General features: G+C 43.7%; 14 protein-coding genes and 1 tRNA gene. 12 read left to right on the forward strand and 3 right to left on the reverse strand.

From position 1 onward, the window contains the following. The first annotated feature begins 339 nt into the window (after positions 1–339). Positions 340–1782 (forward strand): phytoene desaturase family protein, encoded by a 1443-nt coding sequence (locus HUW51_RS11620; protein WP_185274191.1) that lies wholly within the window; start codon positions 340–342, stop codon positions 1780–1782. A 402-nt stretch (positions 1783–2184) separates the two neighbouring features. Then, a complete protein-coding gene (locus tag HUW51_RS11625) occupies positions 2185–3474 on the forward strand; it encodes a YeiH family protein (protein WP_185274192.1) in 1290 nt (429 codons plus the stop codon). 265 nt (positions 3475–3739) lie between these two features. On the opposite strand, the gene HUW51_RS11630 is transcribed toward HUW51_RS11625, so the two are convergent. Continuing rightward, positions 3740–3913 carry a hypothetical protein gene (locus tag HUW51_RS11630; protein WP_185274193.1) on the reverse strand — a complete coding sequence of 58 codons (174 nt, stop codon included), beginning with the start codon at positions 3911–3913 and terminating at the stop codon, positions 3740–3742. Between the two features lie 264 nt (positions 3914–4177). On the opposite strand from HUW51_RS11630, the gene HUW51_RS11635 reads away from it, so the two are divergent. The 3 genes from HUW51_RS11635 to bshB1 all read left to right on the forward strand — a co-directional run bounded on the left by HUW51_RS11635 (position 4178) and on the right by bshB1 (position 6896). Continuing rightward, on the forward strand, positions 4178–4825 hold the full coding sequence (locus HUW51_RS11635; RefSeq protein WP_185274194.1) for a c-type cytochrome: 648 nt from the start codon (positions 4178–4180) through the stop codon (positions 4823–4825). Between the two features lie 61 nt (positions 4826–4886). Then, positions 4887–6137: a sulfite dehydrogenase gene (soxC, locus tag HUW51_RS11640; protein WP_185274195.1), complete on the forward strand. Its 1251-nt coding sequence runs from the start codon at positions 4887–4889 to the stop codon at positions 6135–6137. 39 nt (positions 6138–6176) lie between these two features. Continuing rightward, a complete protein-coding gene (gene bshB1 / locus HUW51_RS11645) occupies positions 6177–6896 on the forward strand; it encodes a bacillithiol biosynthesis deacetylase BshB1 (RefSeq protein ID WP_185274196.1) in 720 nt (239 codons plus the stop codon). Between the two features lie 302 nt (positions 6897–7198). Here the strand turns inward: bshB1 and HUW51_RS11650 are convergent, their stop codons facing one another. After that, on the reverse strand, positions 7199–7765 hold the full coding sequence (locus HUW51_RS11650; protein WP_185274197.1) for an HD domain-containing protein: 567 nt from the start codon (positions 7763–7765) through the stop codon (positions 7199–7201). A gap of 370 nt (positions 7766–8135) precedes the next feature. Next, positions 8136–8414: a c-type cytochrome gene (locus HUW51_RS11655; RefSeq protein WP_185274198.1), complete on the reverse strand. Its 279-nt coding sequence runs from the start codon at positions 8412–8414 to the stop codon at positions 8136–8138. 401 nt (positions 8415–8815) lie between these two features. On the opposite strand from HUW51_RS11655, the gene HUW51_RS11660 reads away from it, so the two are divergent. From HUW51_RS11660 to HUW51_RS11690, 7 genes are all read left to right on the forward strand, one after another. Further along, positions 8816–8886, forward strand: a tRNA-Gly gene (locus HUW51_RS11660). Positions 8887–8917: 31 nt separating this feature from the next. Continuing rightward, positions 8918–9553, forward strand: a complete 636-nt coding sequence (locus HUW51_RS11665) for a peroxiredoxin (RefSeq protein WP_185274199.1) — start codon at positions 8918–8920, stop codon at positions 9551–9553. 505 nt (positions 9554–10058) lie between these two features. Further along, positions 10059–13211, forward strand: coding sequence for a SusC/RagA family TonB-linked outer membrane protein (locus HUW51_RS11670; protein ID WP_185274200.1), 3153 nt, complete (start codon positions 10059–10061; stop codon positions 13209–13211). Positions 13212–13222: 11 nt separating this feature from the next. After that, positions 13223–14536, forward strand: a complete 1314-nt coding sequence (locus HUW51_RS11675; RefSeq protein ID WP_185274201.1) for a RagB/SusD family nutrient uptake outer membrane protein — start codon at positions 13223–13225, stop codon at positions 14534–14536. Between the two features lie 292 nt (positions 14537–14828). Next, a complete protein-coding gene (locus HUW51_RS11680; RefSeq protein ID WP_228467012.1) occupies positions 14829–16244 on the forward strand; it encodes a DoxX family protein in 1416 nt (471 codons plus the stop codon). A gap of 36 nt (positions 16245–16280) precedes the next feature. Continuing rightward, complete coding sequence (locus HUW51_RS11685) at positions 16281–17798, forward strand: hypothetical protein (RefSeq protein WP_185274202.1); 1518 nt, start codon at positions 16281–16283, stop codon at positions 17796–17798. Between the two features lie 445 nt (positions 17799–18243). After that, positions 18244–19146, forward strand: coding sequence for a TIGR01777 family oxidoreductase (locus HUW51_RS11690; protein ID WP_185274203.1), 903 nt, complete (start codon positions 18244–18246; stop codon positions 19144–19146). Positions 19147–19626: the final 480 nt, after the last annotated feature.

A 19626-nucleotide genomic window follows, 5' to 3' on the forward strand; every position in this document is an offset into this window, starting at 1 on the left:
CCTTCCGAGCTTTCCAGATTAAAACAAGTAACCTGAATCAACCTGAATTGCTAGAATTAGGAGCTCCTATTTCGTTTTCCGAGCAAGATAGATAAGGAAGGGCAAGGCACGGAAGTAACTTCCGAGCCATGTATAAAATTCTTTACATAAATTGATTTTAAACTCCCCTCCTTGGCTAAGGAGGGGCAGGGGTGGTCGATTTATCAGGTAAAGAAATGTAAACAGTTTATCTCGATAGAACAGAAAAGAAATTACTTAAATAATATTAATCTAAACCAGATTAAGAGAATAGGGTAAGTACTTTTACATTACTACACCTATTCAAACAAAAAATTACTTGTGACGAAAACAGATTATGATGCCATAGTAGTGGGTTCCGGCCCGAACGGATTAGCAGCGGCTATTCGGTTGCAACAAGCCGGATTGTCGGTGTTGCTCCTGGAAGGAAATGAGACGATTGGCGGCGGTTTACGGTCGAAAGAATTAACCTTGCCCGGCTTTGTACATGATGTGTGCTCGGCCATTCACCCGATGGCGGCGGGGTCGCCTTACATGAGTACCTTACCGCTGCACGAGCACGGTTTAGAATTTATTTATCCCGAAGTGGCAGCGGCCCATCCTTTTGATAACGGTACGGCAGCCGTTTTAAAAAAATCATTGGAGGAAACGGCTCAGTTACTAGGCAGCGATAAAGATACTTACCTCAACTTAATGCAGCCCATTGTGCGCGATTGGCCCAAGTTAGCGCCGGATGTTCTCGGGCCTTTACCTATTCCCAAGTATCCGATTGCTATGGCAGGTTTCGGGTTAAAAGCGCTGCCGCCGTCTACTTTCCTGGCAAAACGTTTCCGGACGATGGAAGCCAGAGGGCTTTGGGGAGGTATGGCTGCGCATAATATTCAACCATTAAACAATCTGGCTACTTCGGCTATTGGTCTGGTGCTAATGGCGGTGGGGCATTTACGTGGCTGGCCTGTTCCCAAGGGCGGTTCGCAACAAATAGCTAATGCCATGGCTTCGTATTTTGTTTCGCTGGGAGGAAAGATAGAAACCAACTATTACGTAAAATCTTTAAAGCAACTCCCTTCGGCGAAGGCGGTTTTGTTCGATGTAACGCCGAAGCAGTTATTAGAAATAGCGGGTTACCGGTTTTCTTCTATTTACAAATGGCAGCTCAACCGCTACCGCTACGGCATGGGCGTATTTAAAATTGACTGGGCGCTGGATGGTCCGATTCCGTTTACTGCACCCGAATGTCGCAGTGCCGGAACGGTGCACATCGGGAATACCTTCGAAGAAATTGCGACCACGGAACAGCAAAGTGCCAACGGTCAGCACCCGGATAAGCCTTTTGTATTACTAGCGCAGCAAAGTTTATTTGATGCCACCCGAGCTCCCGCTGGCAAACATGTAGCCTGGGCGTATTGCCACGTACCTAACGGCTCTACTCTCGACCGGACGGAAATAATCGAAAAACAAGTAGAGCGATTTGCTCCCGGCTTCCGCGATTTAATTATTGGCCGCAGCACGATGAACACGTCTCAAATTGAAGCTTATAACCCGAACTACATTGGCGGCGACATAAACGGGGGTATTATTGACGTGCAGCAATTATATACCCGTCCGGTGATCAGCCTTTCGCCTTACCGGACATCGGCTAAAGGCATTTATATCTGCTCATCGTCTACCCCACCGGGGGGCGGGGTACATGGCATGTGTGGTTTTCACGCGGCTAACCGGGCTTTGAAGGACGTTTTTAAAATAAGTGGTAAGAAAAGATAATGTGTAGATGGTCAACCACCCCTGCCCCTCCTTATCTAAGGAGGGGAACTTCTTCGGAAAACAATGATCATGTGTGAATCATTATTGATGTACGTAAATGATTTAATAATTTTTGAAAATTTAAAAATATTGCTCGCTATGCAACAAGTAGCTTTTCCAGGTGCAAAAGTTGATGCTAAACTGTTTGAGCGTTCAGCGAGTTTTTAGCGTCTTGACTTTTTTGGTTCTTTTTGTGTCAAGACAAAAAGAACAAGACCCAAGCAATGAAACAACTTCAATTTGAAATCACAGCTATAAAATAGCTATGCGAACAATAATTAACTTGTAAGAAAATATGGCAATAACCAGCTCTAAATAACCTATAAGTCTACTAAATCTATATAATAAAGTAAATTAAAAATTATGTCATCAACCCAAGCAACAATCTCCTCGCCGCCCAATACCAGATTTGCTGTATCCGAAGACTGGACGGTGGTACTATTAGGGGGATTAATCATTTTATTAGCTATTGTTGGATTTTTATTGCCGGTACCGGTATTTGGCTGGAGCAATACTTCCGATTTAATTTCTAAAGTTTTTACTCCGGAGAACCTGGGTATTATTGCTTTACAATTTTTACTCGTTTTTACCATCGGCGGTTTGGGCGCCAGCTTGGTTGGTAAACCGGTAAAATCGTATTTGCTTGTTTTTCCGGTCGTATATATCCTGACTATTCTGGCTTTAATTTTAGCGGGTAACAAACAAGTAAAAGCTTTAAACCTGGAAGCTGTTATTTTCAGTTTATCGATTGGTTTAGTAATTGGCAACTTTTTTAAGTTGCCGAATTGGTTCCGCTCCACGCTTACCACAGAGTTGTTCGTTAAAATTGGTTTGGTGCTGTTGGGTACTACCGTTATTTTCTCAGACATCTTAAAAGCCGGTTCGTTGGGTTTAATTCAGGCTTTGGTAGTGGTGGTGTCGGTGTGGTACCTGGCCTACTGGACTTGTAAAAAATTAAAAGTAGACGATGAGCTCACCATGATGATTTCCAGTGCAGTTTCTATTTGCGGGGTTTCGGCGGCTATTGCAACATCCGGCGCGATTAAAGGCGATTCCAAAAAACTGTCTTACGTCATTTCGATGGTATTAATTACGGCCATCCCCATGATGGTTTTTATGCCGTACGTGGCGCAGTATTTTAACTTTCCGCAGGAAGTTACCGGTGCCTGGTTAGGTGGCAGCATTGATACCACGGGGGCAGTAGTAGCCTCGGGTACTTTGGTGGGCGAAACCGCTTTAAAAATTAGTACCATTGTTAAATTTTCGCAGAACGTGTTGCTCGGTTTAGCGGCTTTTGCTATTTCGGTTTACTGGACTTATACTAAACATCCTTCATCGCAAGATCAAAACAACAAACCAACTCTGGGCGTTATCTGGGAACGTTTTCCCAAGTTTGTGTTGGGCTTTATCGGCGCTTCGTTGCTTTTTTCATTTTTCATTTCGCCCGAAACTACTGCCCAGGTAAAAGACAGTTTAAAAAACCTACAAGGCTTGTGGTTTGCTTTGGCTTTCACCAGTATTGGTCTGGAAACGAACTTTGCCGATTTATTTAACAAACAAAGCAAAAAACCACTGTACGCTTTCCTAATAGCGCAAACCTTTAACATCTTTATTACACTAGTAATTGCCTTTGTTTTATTTGGAGGTAAGTAACATTAAATTCTTACTCTTGATATAGGAGAAAAGTCCCCCTTTGGAGGGGGTAGGGGGAGGACAGGTAACTTTCGATAAATAATAGATTTTAGAAAGAGGAACTACCAACTATGTATTTGGAGGAAGTTTAAGCATTAAAAATCCTCTCCCTACCCCCTCCAAAGGGGGACTACCACCTAGATTGTAAAGTATTTAACCATAGTTCAGAAAAAAGGCCTAAGAACTATCATTAGATTCTTAGGCCGTAAATAAAATTTTTAAAAAATTAAATACTGTTGGCTCCTTTGGTACCGCCGCTTTGGTCGGGGTTGGCATGACGGCCTTGGTTCGGGCTGTCGTCTTTTTTAGAATGTTTCAGCTTGGTGCTTTGGCCTTTGTCCTTGTTGGTCGGAGCGGTATTTTCATCTTCGTGCATGTCTTTATTATGTCCTTTGGTCATGGCAAATAGCTTTTAAGTGGAAAATAAATGATTCACACTTCCTGTTACGGCTGCTATCCGGTTGTGTTTATCTAAACCTTACTTATTAACAGGATTTAAAGGAATAAATAGAAATAGAGCAGCAGATGATGTTAAAACAATAAGGTTATAGCTACCTGGATATAAGTCTAAATATCTTATAATCAGGTAAATAAATCCGAGTAGCAATAAATCAAATTTCTATAAATAGCCTGTACGTTGGAGCGGGCTATTGGAATAATTAGAATGGAAAATTTAAAATTTTTAAAAATTACTAACTTAAGCTGGTTTTTAGCCGGAGTACTTCTGTTAACAGGAGCTTGTACGGCTTCCCAAACTACCAGCAAATCTTCGGCAAGTTCGCTCATTTCAGCGGCGCCAGTTACAAAGGCAGATTCCCCAGAATGGCCTTCTACTTTCGGCTTTGGAAAACCGGCTACTCCCCAGGAAATTGCTTTACTGGACATTGACGTACGCCCCGATGGCAAAGGCTTACCCAGTGGGTCGGGAACAGTACTGGCCGGTAAGGCGGTTTACGCCGTAAAGTGTGCGGCTTGCCACGGCAAAACCGGCGTGGAAGGACCAAATAACCGTTTGGTTTCGGTTGCGGAAAACGAGGCGGCGGGAACCGAAAGCAACAAAGAAAAAACCATTGGCAATTACTGGCCTTACGCCACCACCTTGTTCGACTACATCCGGCGGGCCATGCCCTTTAACGCCCCTGGTTCTTTAACCAACGAAGAAGTGTATGCCTTAACCGCTTTTCTGTTAAATGCCAATAAAATTATACCTGCCGAGGCCAGTATAAATGCCGAAACCTTGCCCAAAGTTGTGATGCCGGCGCAAAAGCTTTTTGTGCCCGACGACCGCAAAGGTGGCCCGGAAATTCGTTAAATCAGGCACTCACAAAGTCTAAAGCAAGCTGAAAATTCTATAAATTTAAAAAACTATCAAAGTGAAGTCGGAAACGGAAGATACGCCTTTGTTTCATAAACCGCTGAGTCGCCGGAAATTGCTGGGCGGAGCGGCAACCGCGGCGGTAGTATTGGTACAAACTGCGGTTGGTAAAACGGTGCAGGCGGCCATACCCGAAGCCGCCGTAATACCGGACGATCCCACCAAAAAACAAGGGCCTTTACCCAGTGAATTAGGTACCCGATCGGCGTACGAGAAACCAGTTCGGAAACCTTCCGATACTTCGTCGCGCACGCCTTTGCAGGATTTGTACGGCACCATTACGCCCGCCGATTTGCATTACGAACGGCACCACGGCGGTGTGCCTACCATTAACCCCGAAGAATACGAATTATACATTCATGGTCTGGTAGAAAAGCCCATGAAATTTACTTTATCGGATTTGAAACGCTTTCCGGCTTTTTCCCGGATTTGCTTTTTAGAGTGTTCGGGTAATTTCCGGAGTAACCCTGCCGGTAAAATTACGCCCCAGGAAATTGCCGGTTTAACCAGCCAAAGCGAATGGACCGGCGTGTTGCTTTCTACGTTATTCCGGGAAGTAGGCATAAAACCAAATGCCACCTGGTTTCTGGCCGAAGGTTCCGATGCCGCCGTTATGACCCGCAGTATTCCGGTAAAAAAAGGCTTACAAGACGGCATGATTGCTTACGCCCAAAACGGCGAAGCTATTCGTCCGGAGCAAGGGTATCCGGCTCGCTTATTTTTGCCCGGTTGGGAAGGCAATACCAGCGTAAAATGGTTGCGCCGCATCGAGTTTTCGGATGCGCCGTTTATGACCCGCGAAGAAACCTCTAAATACACCGAACCCGTAAAAGACGGCAAAATCCGGCAATTTAGTTTCGATATGGATGCCCGCTCGATTATTACTTTCCCGACTTACCCGGTGCAGGTAGAAAAAGGCTGGATTGAAATTCGTGGGATTGCCTGGAGTGGCCGGGGCAAAATTACGAAAGTAGAAGTAAGTACCGATGCCGGTAAAACTTGGCAACTCGCCCGTTTGCAGGATCCCGTGCTGGATAAAGCGCATACTTATTTCCGGCACTTGTGGCAATGGAACGGCACCGAAACCGAAATTATGAGCCGGGCCGTTGACGAAACGGGTTATACGCAACCTACCTTTAACCAATTAGTTGCCGCACGGGGCGACAATAAGGGCGGTTACCATTTTAACCCCATTACTACCTGGCTGATCCAATGGGACGGACAGGTTTTAAACAAACCGGATAAATAAAAAAGAGTATCTTGCCGGTACTATAGGGCAGCGTGAATTATGAAGTTAGATATTTTGGTTTTTTCGGCGCATCCCGACGATGCGGAAGTAGGGTGTGGCGGTACTATTTTAAAACAAGTAGCACTCGGCGATAAGGTAGGCATGATAGATTTGACCCGCGGCGAATTAGGAACCCGGGGCTCCGCCGAAATCCGGGCGCAGGAGGCTTTAGAAGCGAAAAGGCTGCTGGGCCTGCAAGTGCGCGAAAACCTATGGATGCGGGATTGTTTTTTCGTGATCGACGAAGCCCATACCATGCAGATCATCCGGGCGGTGCGCAAATACCGCCCCCGAATTGTGCTGGCCAACGCCCCCCACGACCGGCACCCGGATCATGGCCGGGCGTGTAAATTAGTGACCGAAGCCGCTTTTATTGCCGGCTTACCCCAAATTAAAACTGAACTGGACGGCGAACCCCAGGAAGCTTGGCGCCCCGAACTGGTGTTGCAATACATTCAGAATACTTACATTAAACCGGATATTCTGGTGGATATTACCAATTACTGGGATTTAAAATTAGCCGCCATTCAAGCCTATCGCAGCCAGTTTTACCACCCGGATTACAATGAGCCCGCCGTGACCTATATATCCGCCCCCGATTTTTTCCTCATTCACGAAGGCCGGGCCCGGGAATTTGGCAAATACATTAACGCCCCCTTCGCCGAAGGCTTCACCTGCCAACGTTTCTTGGGAGTAGATAATTTACAGCACCTGCGGTAGGAGAAATAATTAATTTGAAGCAAGAAGAAAATTTAAAAATACTTATTAAGTAAGGGCAAAAAAAGCTCCCCTCCTAAGTTTAGGAGGGGCAGGGGTGGTTGTTTTAGATAAGCGCTAGAAAGCAGGAATCTGCATTTTTGTCCGGTTACCAAATTTAAAAATGAGCTGGTTGTATGGGGCTGCTTGCGATTGAAAATTTAAAAAATCTTATTCTTCAGAAGGAAACTATTTAGCTATGTAGTTCAATTGGTTCCCCCTGAATGACACCTGTATATTCAACAAAACCTTTTATTCCATAATCCTTAAACTATTTCTATAATGGAACTGACTATTTGATAAAGTTCCAGATTGCCTTTATCCATTTTAGTTAATATTCGTTTCTTTTCTTTCAGATACACTTTAGCAAATCCACCCCCGTGCTGAACAATGGAGGTGGTATTATCAATCAAATCAGCGTATTTAATGGTTTGGGCTTCCGGCGAGATTTCCCAAAGTCGGTTTGCTTCTAATTCTTTTCTGGCTTTTCGGTTAAATTGAGGATAGGCGTCGGAGGTGAACACATCGGTTAATTCTTTCACCAAAAAGCAGATATAATCGCTGTCGGCATCGGTTAAGTTAATGCCGATTAAAAATTGATAAAGCTCCGCTACGGTACATTCGGTGTCTTCCAGTACATCATGGCATAAAGCCGCCATTACCATGCGGCTATCTTGGGTATACTCTTTAACCTTTAATGCCACCCGAACCAAATGATTTACATAAGGCTCATGGGTATATTTTCGTTTTTGTTGGCCGTGCTTTTCGGTGACAAAGGCAAGCACCTTTAACTCTGTTTCGGTAAAGTTATCATTGAACGCGGCTGCCTCCATGTTGCTGCTTGTAGTTTAGTTTTTTAAATTTATTAGGGTTTACGCTAGAATCGCACTAGCAAACACGGATAATAGGCAATACTGGACAATACTAGTAGGTAGACTTAATGCCACCACATTGCACTGTTACACCGTAATGCTACCACAATGCCGCCGTTTCTGTCTTCACAAACGGCTTTAAAGTCTTTTCGCATATGCTATATTACAAATAGCTTAAATTCTGACCATAAATGATGATAACAGCAAAATTGCATAGGCCTTTTAAAAAATTATGGTTGTTACCAGATGTTAGTTAATTTTTTAAAATTTTAAAGTTGCACCATTTAACTTCAAAAATGAATATTTTACAAATACCAGATATACCCAAAAATCATTTTATTGAATTTTGTTTAAAAGAAAGAATATAAGTAACCATCAATTTAGCTTCTTCCAGAGAAACTTTGGGGTGCGGGCTCATGGTAGCACTTCCCCAGGAACCTTTGCCACCGCTGATTACTTTTTGCGCCAGTAGATCTATATAAACCTGTTGTACCGGATATCTTTCCGCAATAGCCTTAAACGCCGGACCTACCGAATCTTTGTCTTCTTTATGGCAAGTATAGCAGTCGCAGTATGCAATTAGTACTTCTCCTTGCTGGGCTGCCTCCACAGATATCGGACTACTTTCTCCGGGAATTTTCCGGATATAGTCTATTCTTCGGCGATGGTGGTCAACCTCCGGTTTATTCGGTTTATTACAGGCAATCCAACAACACAAGCTGAAAAAATACCAGCAATACTTTAGTAGTTTAGGAACCTTCATTAATCTATCATGCACAAGTATTTTTACCCGCGTGTAATCTGTTGGTGTTGGTAAAAGTTAAATTAAGCAATTCGGCTTGTAAATAACAGCATTATAACTTTTTACCGGGAAATAGAAGAGCGAATATTAATTTAAAATAATCTCTACTAAATCTATAGGGATTATTTGTTTTTACAAGATCAACTTATATATTTGTCGCAGAAGGGCAGGAATTTGAGGTAGAAGCTATTTATAAGCTTAAAAAATCCGTCGCAGTGGCTGAGTGGCTAGGCAAAGGTTCGCCAAATCTTATACAACGGTTCGAGTCCGTTCCGCGACGCAAAACTATTTCTCATCTTAAACTAATAGTTATGGCACTACGCATCGGCGAAATTGCACCCGACTTTAAAGCCGAGTCTACCCAAGGAATTATTTCTTTCCACCGGTATATTCAGGACCATTGGGCCATTTTATTTTCGCATCCCAGCGATTTTACCCCGGTTTGTACTTCTGAGTTAGGCATGGTGGCCAAACTAAAAGTTGAATTTGAAAAGCGGAATACCAAAGTTTTGGGCATCAGCGCGGGCACTTTAGAATCGCACAAACGCTGGATTATTGACATTGAGGAAACGCAGGAAACTATCGTGGATTTTCCGGTTATTGCCGATCCGCACAAAAAGGTGGTACACCTGTACGACATGATTCACCCTTTTTTCAGTCATTCCGAAACCATCCGCTCGGTGTTTATCATTGACCCGGGTAAACGCATTAAGAGCATTTTAATTTACCCGGCTAATACCGGACGTAATTTCCACGAAATTCTGCGCATGATAGATTCCCTGCAGCTAACGGAAAGTTTTAAAGTAGCTACTCCGGCCAACTGGGAGTACGGTAAAGACTGTTTTATTTTACCCGCGGTAAAAGACGAAGAATTGGCTACTACTTTCCCCAGAGGATTTAAAATATTAAAGCCTTACCTACGTACTACGCCCCAGCCTAATTTATAGCAGAAGGTCGGGACTTAGGTTAATAAAGTACCAGGGTTTAAAACCTGAAAAAATACCATCACCATAAATTTTATAACGATATGGTAACTGTAAAAACGTTTACATTCGAGTTCCTGCTAATCGACAAGACCAGCGTAAAATTTAAAATTGTTCTTTGTTAAAAAACATTAACCTATTAACCAACTGGTTTTTGTATTTCTACTACTTAGTTATTCTATACTCTGAAGCTTACTTATTCAGCGTCTGATTTATTTAGTGTAGATACAATTAATACAATCACAAAAAATATATAAGCCGGCAAATTAAAGTCAGTAAATTAATTTTTTAAAAAATAATGGAAAGATGCCTATGCTTAAAACAGTATAGTTAAGAAGTACATTTTACCCGCGAGAAGTGGTTTGCCGGTAAAAATTTAAAAAATAGCTTTCCCGATCACAAGACCTCTGGAACAGGTCAAGAATCGGGAAAGCCGGTAATAAATTGTTCACCCAAATTTACGTATTTTATGAAAAAACTGCTACAAAAGAGTAGTAAGTTATTGCTATTGCTTGTTCTTTCCGAATCTTCTTTAGCCCATACGGCTGATTTTCATTCTCCTCCGCGTATTAGTAAAATTTTAGTAAAACCGAAAAGTTTAGTTTCTGAAAACATTTCCGGGAAAGTTGTAACGGATTCCGGGGAGCCTTTAATTGGGGTTTCGGTGTTGGTTAAAAATACCAATATGGGTACTACTACTGCTGCAGATGGCACTTTTCAATTAGCCGTTCCGAATTCTACCGATGTGTTGGTTTTCTCTTTTATCGGCTACGTAACCAAAGAAATTCCGTTAAAAAATCAGAAAACGTTACAGGTAACCTTGCAGGAAGATGCCAAAGCTTTAAACGAGGTGGTAGTGGTAGGTTATGGCACCCAAAGCCGGAAAAGTCTGGTGGGTTCTATTGCTACGATTAATGCCCAGGAGACCAAGCAAATTCCGGTGGCCAGTTTCGATGCGCAGTTGCAGGGACGGGCACCCGGTATACAGGTAAATACGTTTTCTGGTACGCCCGGCGAAGGCGTAAAAGTGCAAATAAGAGGTACCGCTTCTATTAATGCTAGCAACGACCCTTTGTATGTCATTGATGGGGTACTGGTAAATAATAATTCGCTGGCTTCTATTGATTTAGGTAATAAAAAAACTTCTCCCTTAGCCGACATCAACCCCGCCGATATTGAAAGCATCGAAGTGCTAAAAGATGCCAGCGCCATTGCTATTTACGGGTCACGGGGAGCTAACGGGGTTATTTTGGTTACTACCAAACGCGGCGAATACAACGCCAGCAAAACCCGCTACAACCTGGATGTTTCGCAGGGCTGGCAACAAGCCGATAAAAGCCGAATTTGGGAATTAACTACCGGTCCGGAACATGCTCTACTTGTGAATGAACAATGGATAAACTCCGGGATTGATAATCCGGCTTTAAATCAGACGTTTGCTAACCGGCCTTTCCGGCCTAAAGATGAAGTAATTAACGGAGTGCCTGGTCGGGGCACGCCCGAAGAGCAGCAAACCTACGATCGGCTGAGCCGGGTTTTCCGGACGGCTCAAACCCGGAATTACGATTTAAATGTTCAGGGCGGCAGCGAAAATATCCGGTACAACCTGGGCGCTGGTTACACCAACCAGGAAGGAATTTTAAAACCGGCTAAATTCGAACGGGCCAGCTTTAAATTAAATTTCGATACCAAACTTAGCCGCAAAATAACTTTTAGTTCCAGCAATGGGGCTTACCGCTCGTTCCGACAACAAGTAAGAGGTGGCGCTGGACAACAGGCCGGGCATTTACTAGCGGCCTTGCATCATCCCACTTACCTGCCCTTAACCAATCCGGATGGCACCCCCGCCCGCGGCTCCATTTACGAAAACATCGATAACTTAACCAATACCGATATCACCAATATTTCTACCCGCAGTTTGCGGTACATTGGTAACCAGTACGTAGAAGTATCTATTCTACCAAACCTGCGCTTTAGAACGTCGGTAGGCCTGGATTATAACCATTACAACGAGCGCGAATTTTTTAACGACCAAACCATTATCGGGGGAGCACCAAACCCACCCGGCTACGTAAACGAGGTTTTTACGAATCTAACTTTACTGCAAAATGAGCAGACATTAACCTATAATTTAGATTTAGGCCCCAAGCACGCCATTACCGCCCTGCTTGGGAATAGTATTCAAAGCAGCACGCAACAGGTAGCAGCCCAAACCGGCTCGGGTTTCCCGAACAACTCTTTTCAGCAAATATCCGCGGCCTCTATTCGTACCTCGGAGCAACGGAAATCGCAGTCTACCATTGCTTCTTTCTTCGGCCGAATTAATTATAGCTACGACGATAAATACTTCCTGGAAGGCTCTTTGCGCGCCGATGGTTCTTCGAAATTCGGGGTAAATAACCGCTGGGGCTACTTCCCCGGAATAGGCGCTTCGTGGCGCCTGAAACAAGAAGATTTTCTGCAAGGAATAAACCAACTTTCCGAATTAAAGCTGCGCGTTAGCGCCGGGGCAGCCGGTAACCAAAACGGGATTAACGATTATGCCGCTCGCGGCTTATGGGCCGGAAATGCCTCGTACCCGGATAATTTAACCAGTGGACCAAAAGCGGGCATTACCCCCTCGCAACTCGAAAACCCGGATTTAAAATGGGAAAAAACCACTACGTATAACGTCGGGCTAGATTTAGGATTATTCGATAACCGGTTGTTCGTGAATGTAGATGCTTATTACAAATACACTACCGATGCGCTATTGTATTTGCCGGTTCCTTCAGCTACGGGTTATGGCAGTACTTTGGCCAATGCCGGCGAAGTGAGCAATAAAGGTATTGAATTGGGCATTTCAACGGTAAATATTCAAGGAAAAGGCGATGGTTTTAGCTGGACCTCCAATTTTAATTTCGCCCGCAATGTAAACCGCGCCGAAAAATTAGTAAGTCCGATTACTTTTGAAGCCCGTGAATACCGCAGAACCCAGGAAGGCGCTGCTTTGGGTAGTTTCTGGTTGTACAAACAACTTTACGTGGACCCCGAAACTGGTAATGCTGTTTTTGATGATGTAGATAAAGATGGCAAATTAACCCAAGCCGACCGGCAATTACTGGGCAATCTAATTCCGAAATTCTACGGCGGATTTACTAATAATTTTTCTTACAAAGGGTTTGATGTAAACGTTTTATTCACTTACCAATACGGTAACTCGGTATTTAACTTTAACAAGTATATTCTGGAAGGCGGCGGCACCCGCGATGCTTCCCGGGCTATCCTGAAAAGCCAGCTGGACCGTTGGCAAAAGCCCGGCGATAAAACCAATACTCCCCGGGTTACCAGCGTGGGTAATAATTACAACATCGAGCAAAACAGCCGTTACCTGGAAGATGGCTCTTTTATCCGGCTAAAATCTGTTTCGGTGGGGTATACCTTGCCCACTAGTTTCACTTCCCGGTTAAAATTAAACAAAGTACGCTTGTACGCCTTAGGCACCAACCTCTGGATTGCCACCAAATACACCGGAGCCGACCCAGAATCGTCGGGTAGCGCAGGGCAAAACCTCGACGGCTTAGATACCGCTACTCCGCCGCAACCCCGAGGTTTACAATTCGGCGCTAACCTCTCTTTTTAAAATTTACAATCATGAAGAAGATACTTATCTATCCAGCGCTTCTATTAAGCATGCTTCTATTCTCCTGCGAAAATTTCCTGGAAGTAGAATCTTTCGACCGGGTTTCGGATGAAAATACCATTTTTGATAAATCCTCCGCCGAAACCGCCGTACGAGGAGCATACCGGTCTTTGGCCAGCTTAAACTACAGCAGCGGTTTCCAAAACACCATTCTACAAGCAGGCGGCGACGTGCGGTCGTTAAACAATGCCCAAACCGACCTGAATATTATAAATTACAGCCTCCGTTCGGATATTGGTTTTTTATCTACGTATTGGGCCAATTTTTACAACACCATTAACCGAGCCAACCACGTCATTGATAAAGTGCCGGCCGTAACGGATGTAAAACTAACCGCCGATTTAAAAAATCAGCTTCTGGGCGAAGCTTATTTTATCCGGGCGTACTCATATTTCGACCTGGGCCGGATATTTGGTAATGTACCTATCTACCTGACTCCTACCAAAGTAGTAGCCGATAAACTGGGTGTACCGAAAAGCTCGCAAGCTGAAGTGTACGCCCAGGCCTTAGCTGATTTAAATAAAGCCGAAACCTTATTACCCGCCACCGTAGTCCGGCACCGGGCAACTAAATTCACGGTTTACGCGCTCCGGGCTAGGTTAAATCTTTACCTGAATAACTATGAGCAGGCGGAGAATGATGCCAACAGTGTTTTAGCGAATACCAGCTATCAGCTTGTTAAACCTTTTAGCCTGGCGGCCGGTACGCCGGAATCAGTACTGGAATTTTCGTACAGTGTAACCGATTTAAATACCGGTTACGGCTTATGGAATACCAGTAACCGGCAATTAGAACCTAAAGCGGTTATTCATAATTTACTAAATGACCCAACCGTAGGCGGCGACCGCAAGATTCTTTCGGTACCCAATGCAGCGGGGCAGTTTATTGGCGGTATTTATCCTACTAATACCTCAGCGGCTTATGGCATTCGTACGGCTGAATTGTACTTAATCCGGGCTGAAGCCCGCGCGAAGAAATTAGACCCGGATTTAACCGGCGCTCTCAGCGATTTAAATGCCATACGTGCGCGGGCCAATGTGCCCAATAGCACGGTCGCTAACCCAGAAGAAATTATTTTGGCCATTGAAAACGAGCGCCGCGTAGAATTTGCCCTGGAACCGCACCGCTGGTTTGATATTGTAAGAACCGGCCGGGCACCGGCAGTTTTTAACCTGAACGACCCTAATAAATACATTTTCCCGATTCCGGCCGGCGAAATTTTAGCTGACCCTACTTTGGCTCAAAATCCCGGCTACGGCAATTAACTCCTGGAGCTTTCACCTATTAGAGATGGAGGTAAGGGTGTTAATTACTATTTCTATTGCGAGCGTCCACGCTCGTGATGCTTATCGTCCGGTCTCTGGCCGGATGGAATTTGCCGGTTGATTTGCTTGAAATTACTGTCTATCGGTTCGCCCGGCCAAAGGCCTCCCACATGGTTAGACACGAGCGAGGACGCTCGCGCCAGCGTGGTAAGGAAGGCATTCGCGCCAGGAGCATAGCTCATTTTGCTAAAAATTTAAAAAATATCTAAAACATAAAATTGATTACTGGTTTATGAGCAGCATACAAACAAAAACAACCTCTTCGGTTTGGGAGAAAGTGCGGCGCCATTTTGGTAGCGTCGTAAAACCCAGCCAGCTACATGCCGAATGGCAGCCCTGGGAAAAACATCTGTTCCGGTTCTTTTTTCTTTTCCTCAGCTTGTTAATTCTCCCGATTGACTTGAAAATTTACCGCGACTTTTTCGCTATAGACTGGGCGCACCTGCACTTTCACGATTTATTCCGTTTGTCTCGCTACCAAAACCAATTTATTCCGGCGGAGAATTTACCCCAATGGGGGATTGGTCAATTTGCGAACTGGACCATTGCCTTGGTACTGGCATTAGGTGGAGCGGTAGTATGGGGCAGATTAGATACCAACCAGAAAGAATATACGGTTTTGTATTACTGGTTGCGGGTAATGGTGCGCTACCGCTTAGCGTTTGTTTTAATTACCTACGGCTTTATCAAGGTATTTCCGTTACAAATGCCGTATCCGTCGCTGAGTAATCTATTTACTAATTACGGCGATTTTTTTGCATGGAAAATTTACTTCCAAACCGTAGGAATTGCGCCCAAGTACCAATCTTTTCTGGGCTTTGTGGAAATACTGGCGGCCTTTTTATTATTTAACCGGCGCACCACCACCTTTGGCGTAGGTTTAATTTTTGGTTTTATTGGCAACGTGGCCGTGGTAAATGGCTTGTACGATGTCGGGGAGCAGGTATTAAGTAATTTTATCGTGCTACTGGCAGCTTTTTTACTGGCCAACGATGTGCCCCGGTTGTATCGTTTACTCATTCAGGAAGGCCCTACCTACGCCAACAAAATTATTCCGGATTTTTCGGATAAAGTATTGAGGAATTTGCGGTTTGGGTTAAGAGGTGCTTTCCTGTTGTTCGTCTTTCTTTTTGCTTATAAAACCTTCGAAAATTATACCACCGACCCGTACAAAATCCCGCATACTCCTGGCTTGAGCAATGCTTTTGGCTATTACCGGGTAAAAGAATTTATCTTAAACAATAAAACAATTCCGTATTCAAAAACTGACCCGAACCGCTGGCAGGATGTTATTTTCGAAAAATGGTCTACCCTGACTATAAAAAGTAACCAGCCGGTAAAAATTGATTTCACCAGTGCCGAAGCGGTGCACGAAAAAGACATTGACCGCAACTACGAACTGGCCGGTCATGCGGGTCGCCATTATTTCTATTACGAAGCCGATACGATAAATCATACCTTGTACCTCCAGAATAAAAACAGAAATCACCGCAGCGAAAAGCTTTTTCTTACTTACCAAAGACCTAATCCCAACACCCTGGTACTGGCTGGAATCAACGAAAAGCAGGATTCTATCCGGGTAGTGTTAGAAAAAATAAATAAAAAATACATGCTATTCGAGGGCCGGCGCAAACCAGTCAAAATTTAAGTAAGCCATTCATCTGATAATTTAAAAATAGAAATTATGGCAGTAAACGAATTAAGTCTGGAGGTTCCTTATGTAGCCGAAGTGCCACCAGCGGCCAAGCCAGTGGAAGAAATAACAAAGCCCAAGAAGTGGACGAACCTGCAGAAAATAGCTTTCCGGATTGCTTTTTTGTATATTTTATTTTTGTGCATTCCTACGTATTCTAAATTTTATACAGATTTATGGAATTTAGAATTTTCCAAGATCACCTACCACGATTTTCAATCGGTAGTAGCTTTTTGGCCTCCGCAAATTATTTTAATTGAGTCGGAAGAAGGGGTATTTGGTATTCTCAACTACATTAACCTGATTTTAGTATTTGTAGGGGCGGTAATTGGAGGCACTATCTGGACACTGTTGGATAAAAAATCTACCCAATACAGCAAACTATACTACTGGATTCGGGTGCTGGCTCGTTATCGTCTGGCTTATGGAATGGTAGGCTGGGGTTTAAAAAAGGCCTTTCCGATGCAAATGGTTTACCCTACTGTGGGTATGCTGAATACGCCATTTATTGATTTTGCCGAAAAGAAGTTATACTGGTCGCACGTAGGTATTTCTTTTGAATACACCGTGTTTCTGGGTTTTGCCGAAATATTACCCGGCCTGCTTTTATTGTACCGAAAAACAGCGGTACTCGGGGCTGCTTTGGCGGCGGTAGTCACTTTTAATATCTGTATTGCCAACCATGCCTACGATGCCGGGGTTGCCGTACCCGCTGCTTATTTTGCCATTATCGGGATTTTTATTGCCTGGTACGATTTGCCTAAAATCTGGAACTTACTGGTAAACGAAAAAGATATTTTGCAGCCCTACCGTTTTAATCCGGTTTTTAAAGAGAAATGGCAAAAGTATGCGGTAAACGGGGTGAAATGGAGTTTTAATATTTTATTTGTTCCGGTAGCAGCAGGTATGTGGGCTTATGGTTTTTTCAATGGCAACAATTATAATATTCCGAGTACCCCGGGTTTGCCCGATACCAAAGGACTTTATAACGTAACCGAGTTTCGGTTAAATAACCAGGTAATACCGTATTCTCCCACTGATTCAATCCGGTGGCAGGATGCTATTTTCGAAAATTGGTCCTCGTTGAGTTACCGTACTAACCGCGGCGCCATTGCCGACCGCATGATTGGCTACTCGCCGCTACGGGTAAAAAATGGTAAGAAAAATAACAAGCTTAACCAGGTAAATACCCAGGATTCCGACCAACTAGCCAAAAAGAAACTGAATCGCGATTTGGGAGTAACCCGATGGGAGGTAGGCGGTATGGCCGGGGAGCGGCGGTATTTCTTCTACGAGGCTGATACGAAAAAACAGGTGTTGTACCTGCAAAATAAAAATAAAAACCACGCCGAAGAAACCCAGGTCCTACATTACCAGCGGCCCAGCGCCTCGCGCATAATCCTGAGTGGCCGTAACGAATTTAATGATTCGATTTATGTGGTGCTGGATAAATTAGACAAAAAGTATCCGTTGGTAGAAGGCCGGCAGACTACTTTAAGTGCTTTTTAGATGAAAGCGAACATGAAAGAATAATTTTACTGGCTTCCATTGTAAGTAGGACAGTTAGAAAAGTAATTTTTTAAAATTTTGTTTCAGGAGGAAACTATAAAGCTGCGTAGCTAAATAGTTTTGCCGTTCTGCGGAGAGTTAGCGAAGCGCTCTCCGCAGGATGGGAAAGCCAATCTCTGATTGGCGTATTGAAGTAAAGCGTTTCTTTTAATATCTGCTAATACGGATGTGCTTTAATGGAGAAGCTTTCCTGAAAATTTAAAAGTTTTGGGTAACGCCAATCAGAGATTGACTTTGCATCAATGCGGAGAGCGCTTCGTTAACTCTCCGCACAGCCCAAATTATTAATATTTAAGATTATTAAAAGTAACTAGTTGATTGAACGCCAACGTGTTTTCATATCTTTCTTAGTAGTTTTAAAATCTCGCCGATTTAATAGAATACCATGCAAAAATTAGTAATTGCCGGCGGCACCGGCGCTTTAGGGAGTGCCATCATCCAGCGCTATTACAACACCGAAACCAAATTAGTAATATTAAGCCGTACCGCTAAGCCAACGGACAACAACATCCGGTATATAGCCTGGGATGCAAAAACACTTGGCCCATGGACGAAAGAACTGGAAGAGAGTACCGCTGTGATTAATCTGGTAGGTAAATCCGTGAATTGCCGGTACACGGAGCAGAATAAAAAAGAAATTATTCGTTCCCGGGTGGATTCTACGCTAGTAATCGGGCAAGCGATTCAAGGGTTACAGCAGAAACCAGTCGTATGGATTAACGCTGGTTCCGCCGCTATTTTTGGGAATTCGGGCGAAGAAATAAAACAGGAGGGTTCCCCTACGGGAGTAGGTTTTTCGCCAAATGTTTGTAAAGCGTGGGAGCGGGCTTTTGCGAGCGTTGCTACTCCCGGTACGCGCAAGGTTTTCTTGCGGATTGGCTTGGTTTTGCAATCTGGTAAAGGCGTATTAAAACCTTTTGCAAATTTAGCTAAAACCGGCTTTGGTGGCCGCATTGGCTCCGGCGAACAGTACATGACCTGGATCCACGAAGAAGATTTTGTTAATTTAATTGATTGGGTAATTAACAAGGAGGTAAGCGGTATTATTCATGCCGTCAGTCCTTTTCCCGTGAAGAACAAAGAATTTATGCGGGAAATCCGAACGGCTCTGAAAGTACCTATTGGTTTCCCTAATCCGGCTTTTCTGACCCGTTTCGGCGCTTTATTCATCGGCACGGAGGCGGAGCTAGTGCTGTCAGGCAGGCGGGTAGTTTCTAAAGTTCTGGCTCAGGAACAGTTTATTTTTAAATTTCCGCATATTGGTAATTCCCTAAAACAGTTATTATAAGCTGGGCAACATCTGTTCGAGCATACTGGATACAAGTCAAAAACGCGTACTACTTAACCGGAAGGTGTGAGTGGTACGCTCTTTTATTTTAAAAAGCAAGACCGAATAGAGATCTTAACTTTAAATCATGATATGTTAGTTCTCTAACCGCAGGGGTAAAATATCCAAGGTATAAACTACTATAGAATAATCATTTTAAATTAAATCCATTATCTAAGTTAAATAGCTTTTTACCAGTGCTCTGCAAAAAATGCGATATCAACTGTTTGTATTGATTATTTTACTTTAATCGAAATATTAACTGATACCATGATAGTTCCGGTTAAACTTGCCTTTCAGTGTAATAGTTAACAATTCCTTAACATTGTTGAGGTGTTTGGTAACACAAGGGTAATATTGCCGCAGTAATTTTGTACGGGATAAATTTAGCTGGCGTGACTAACCAGTAAAATTAATCCGGATGGTCGTGATTCTGACTAA

Source organism: Adhaeribacter swui, assembly GCF_014217805.1.
Taxonomy (GTDB): Bacteria; Bacteroidota; Bacteroidia; order Cytophagales; family Hymenobacteraceae; genus Adhaeribacter; species Adhaeribacter swui.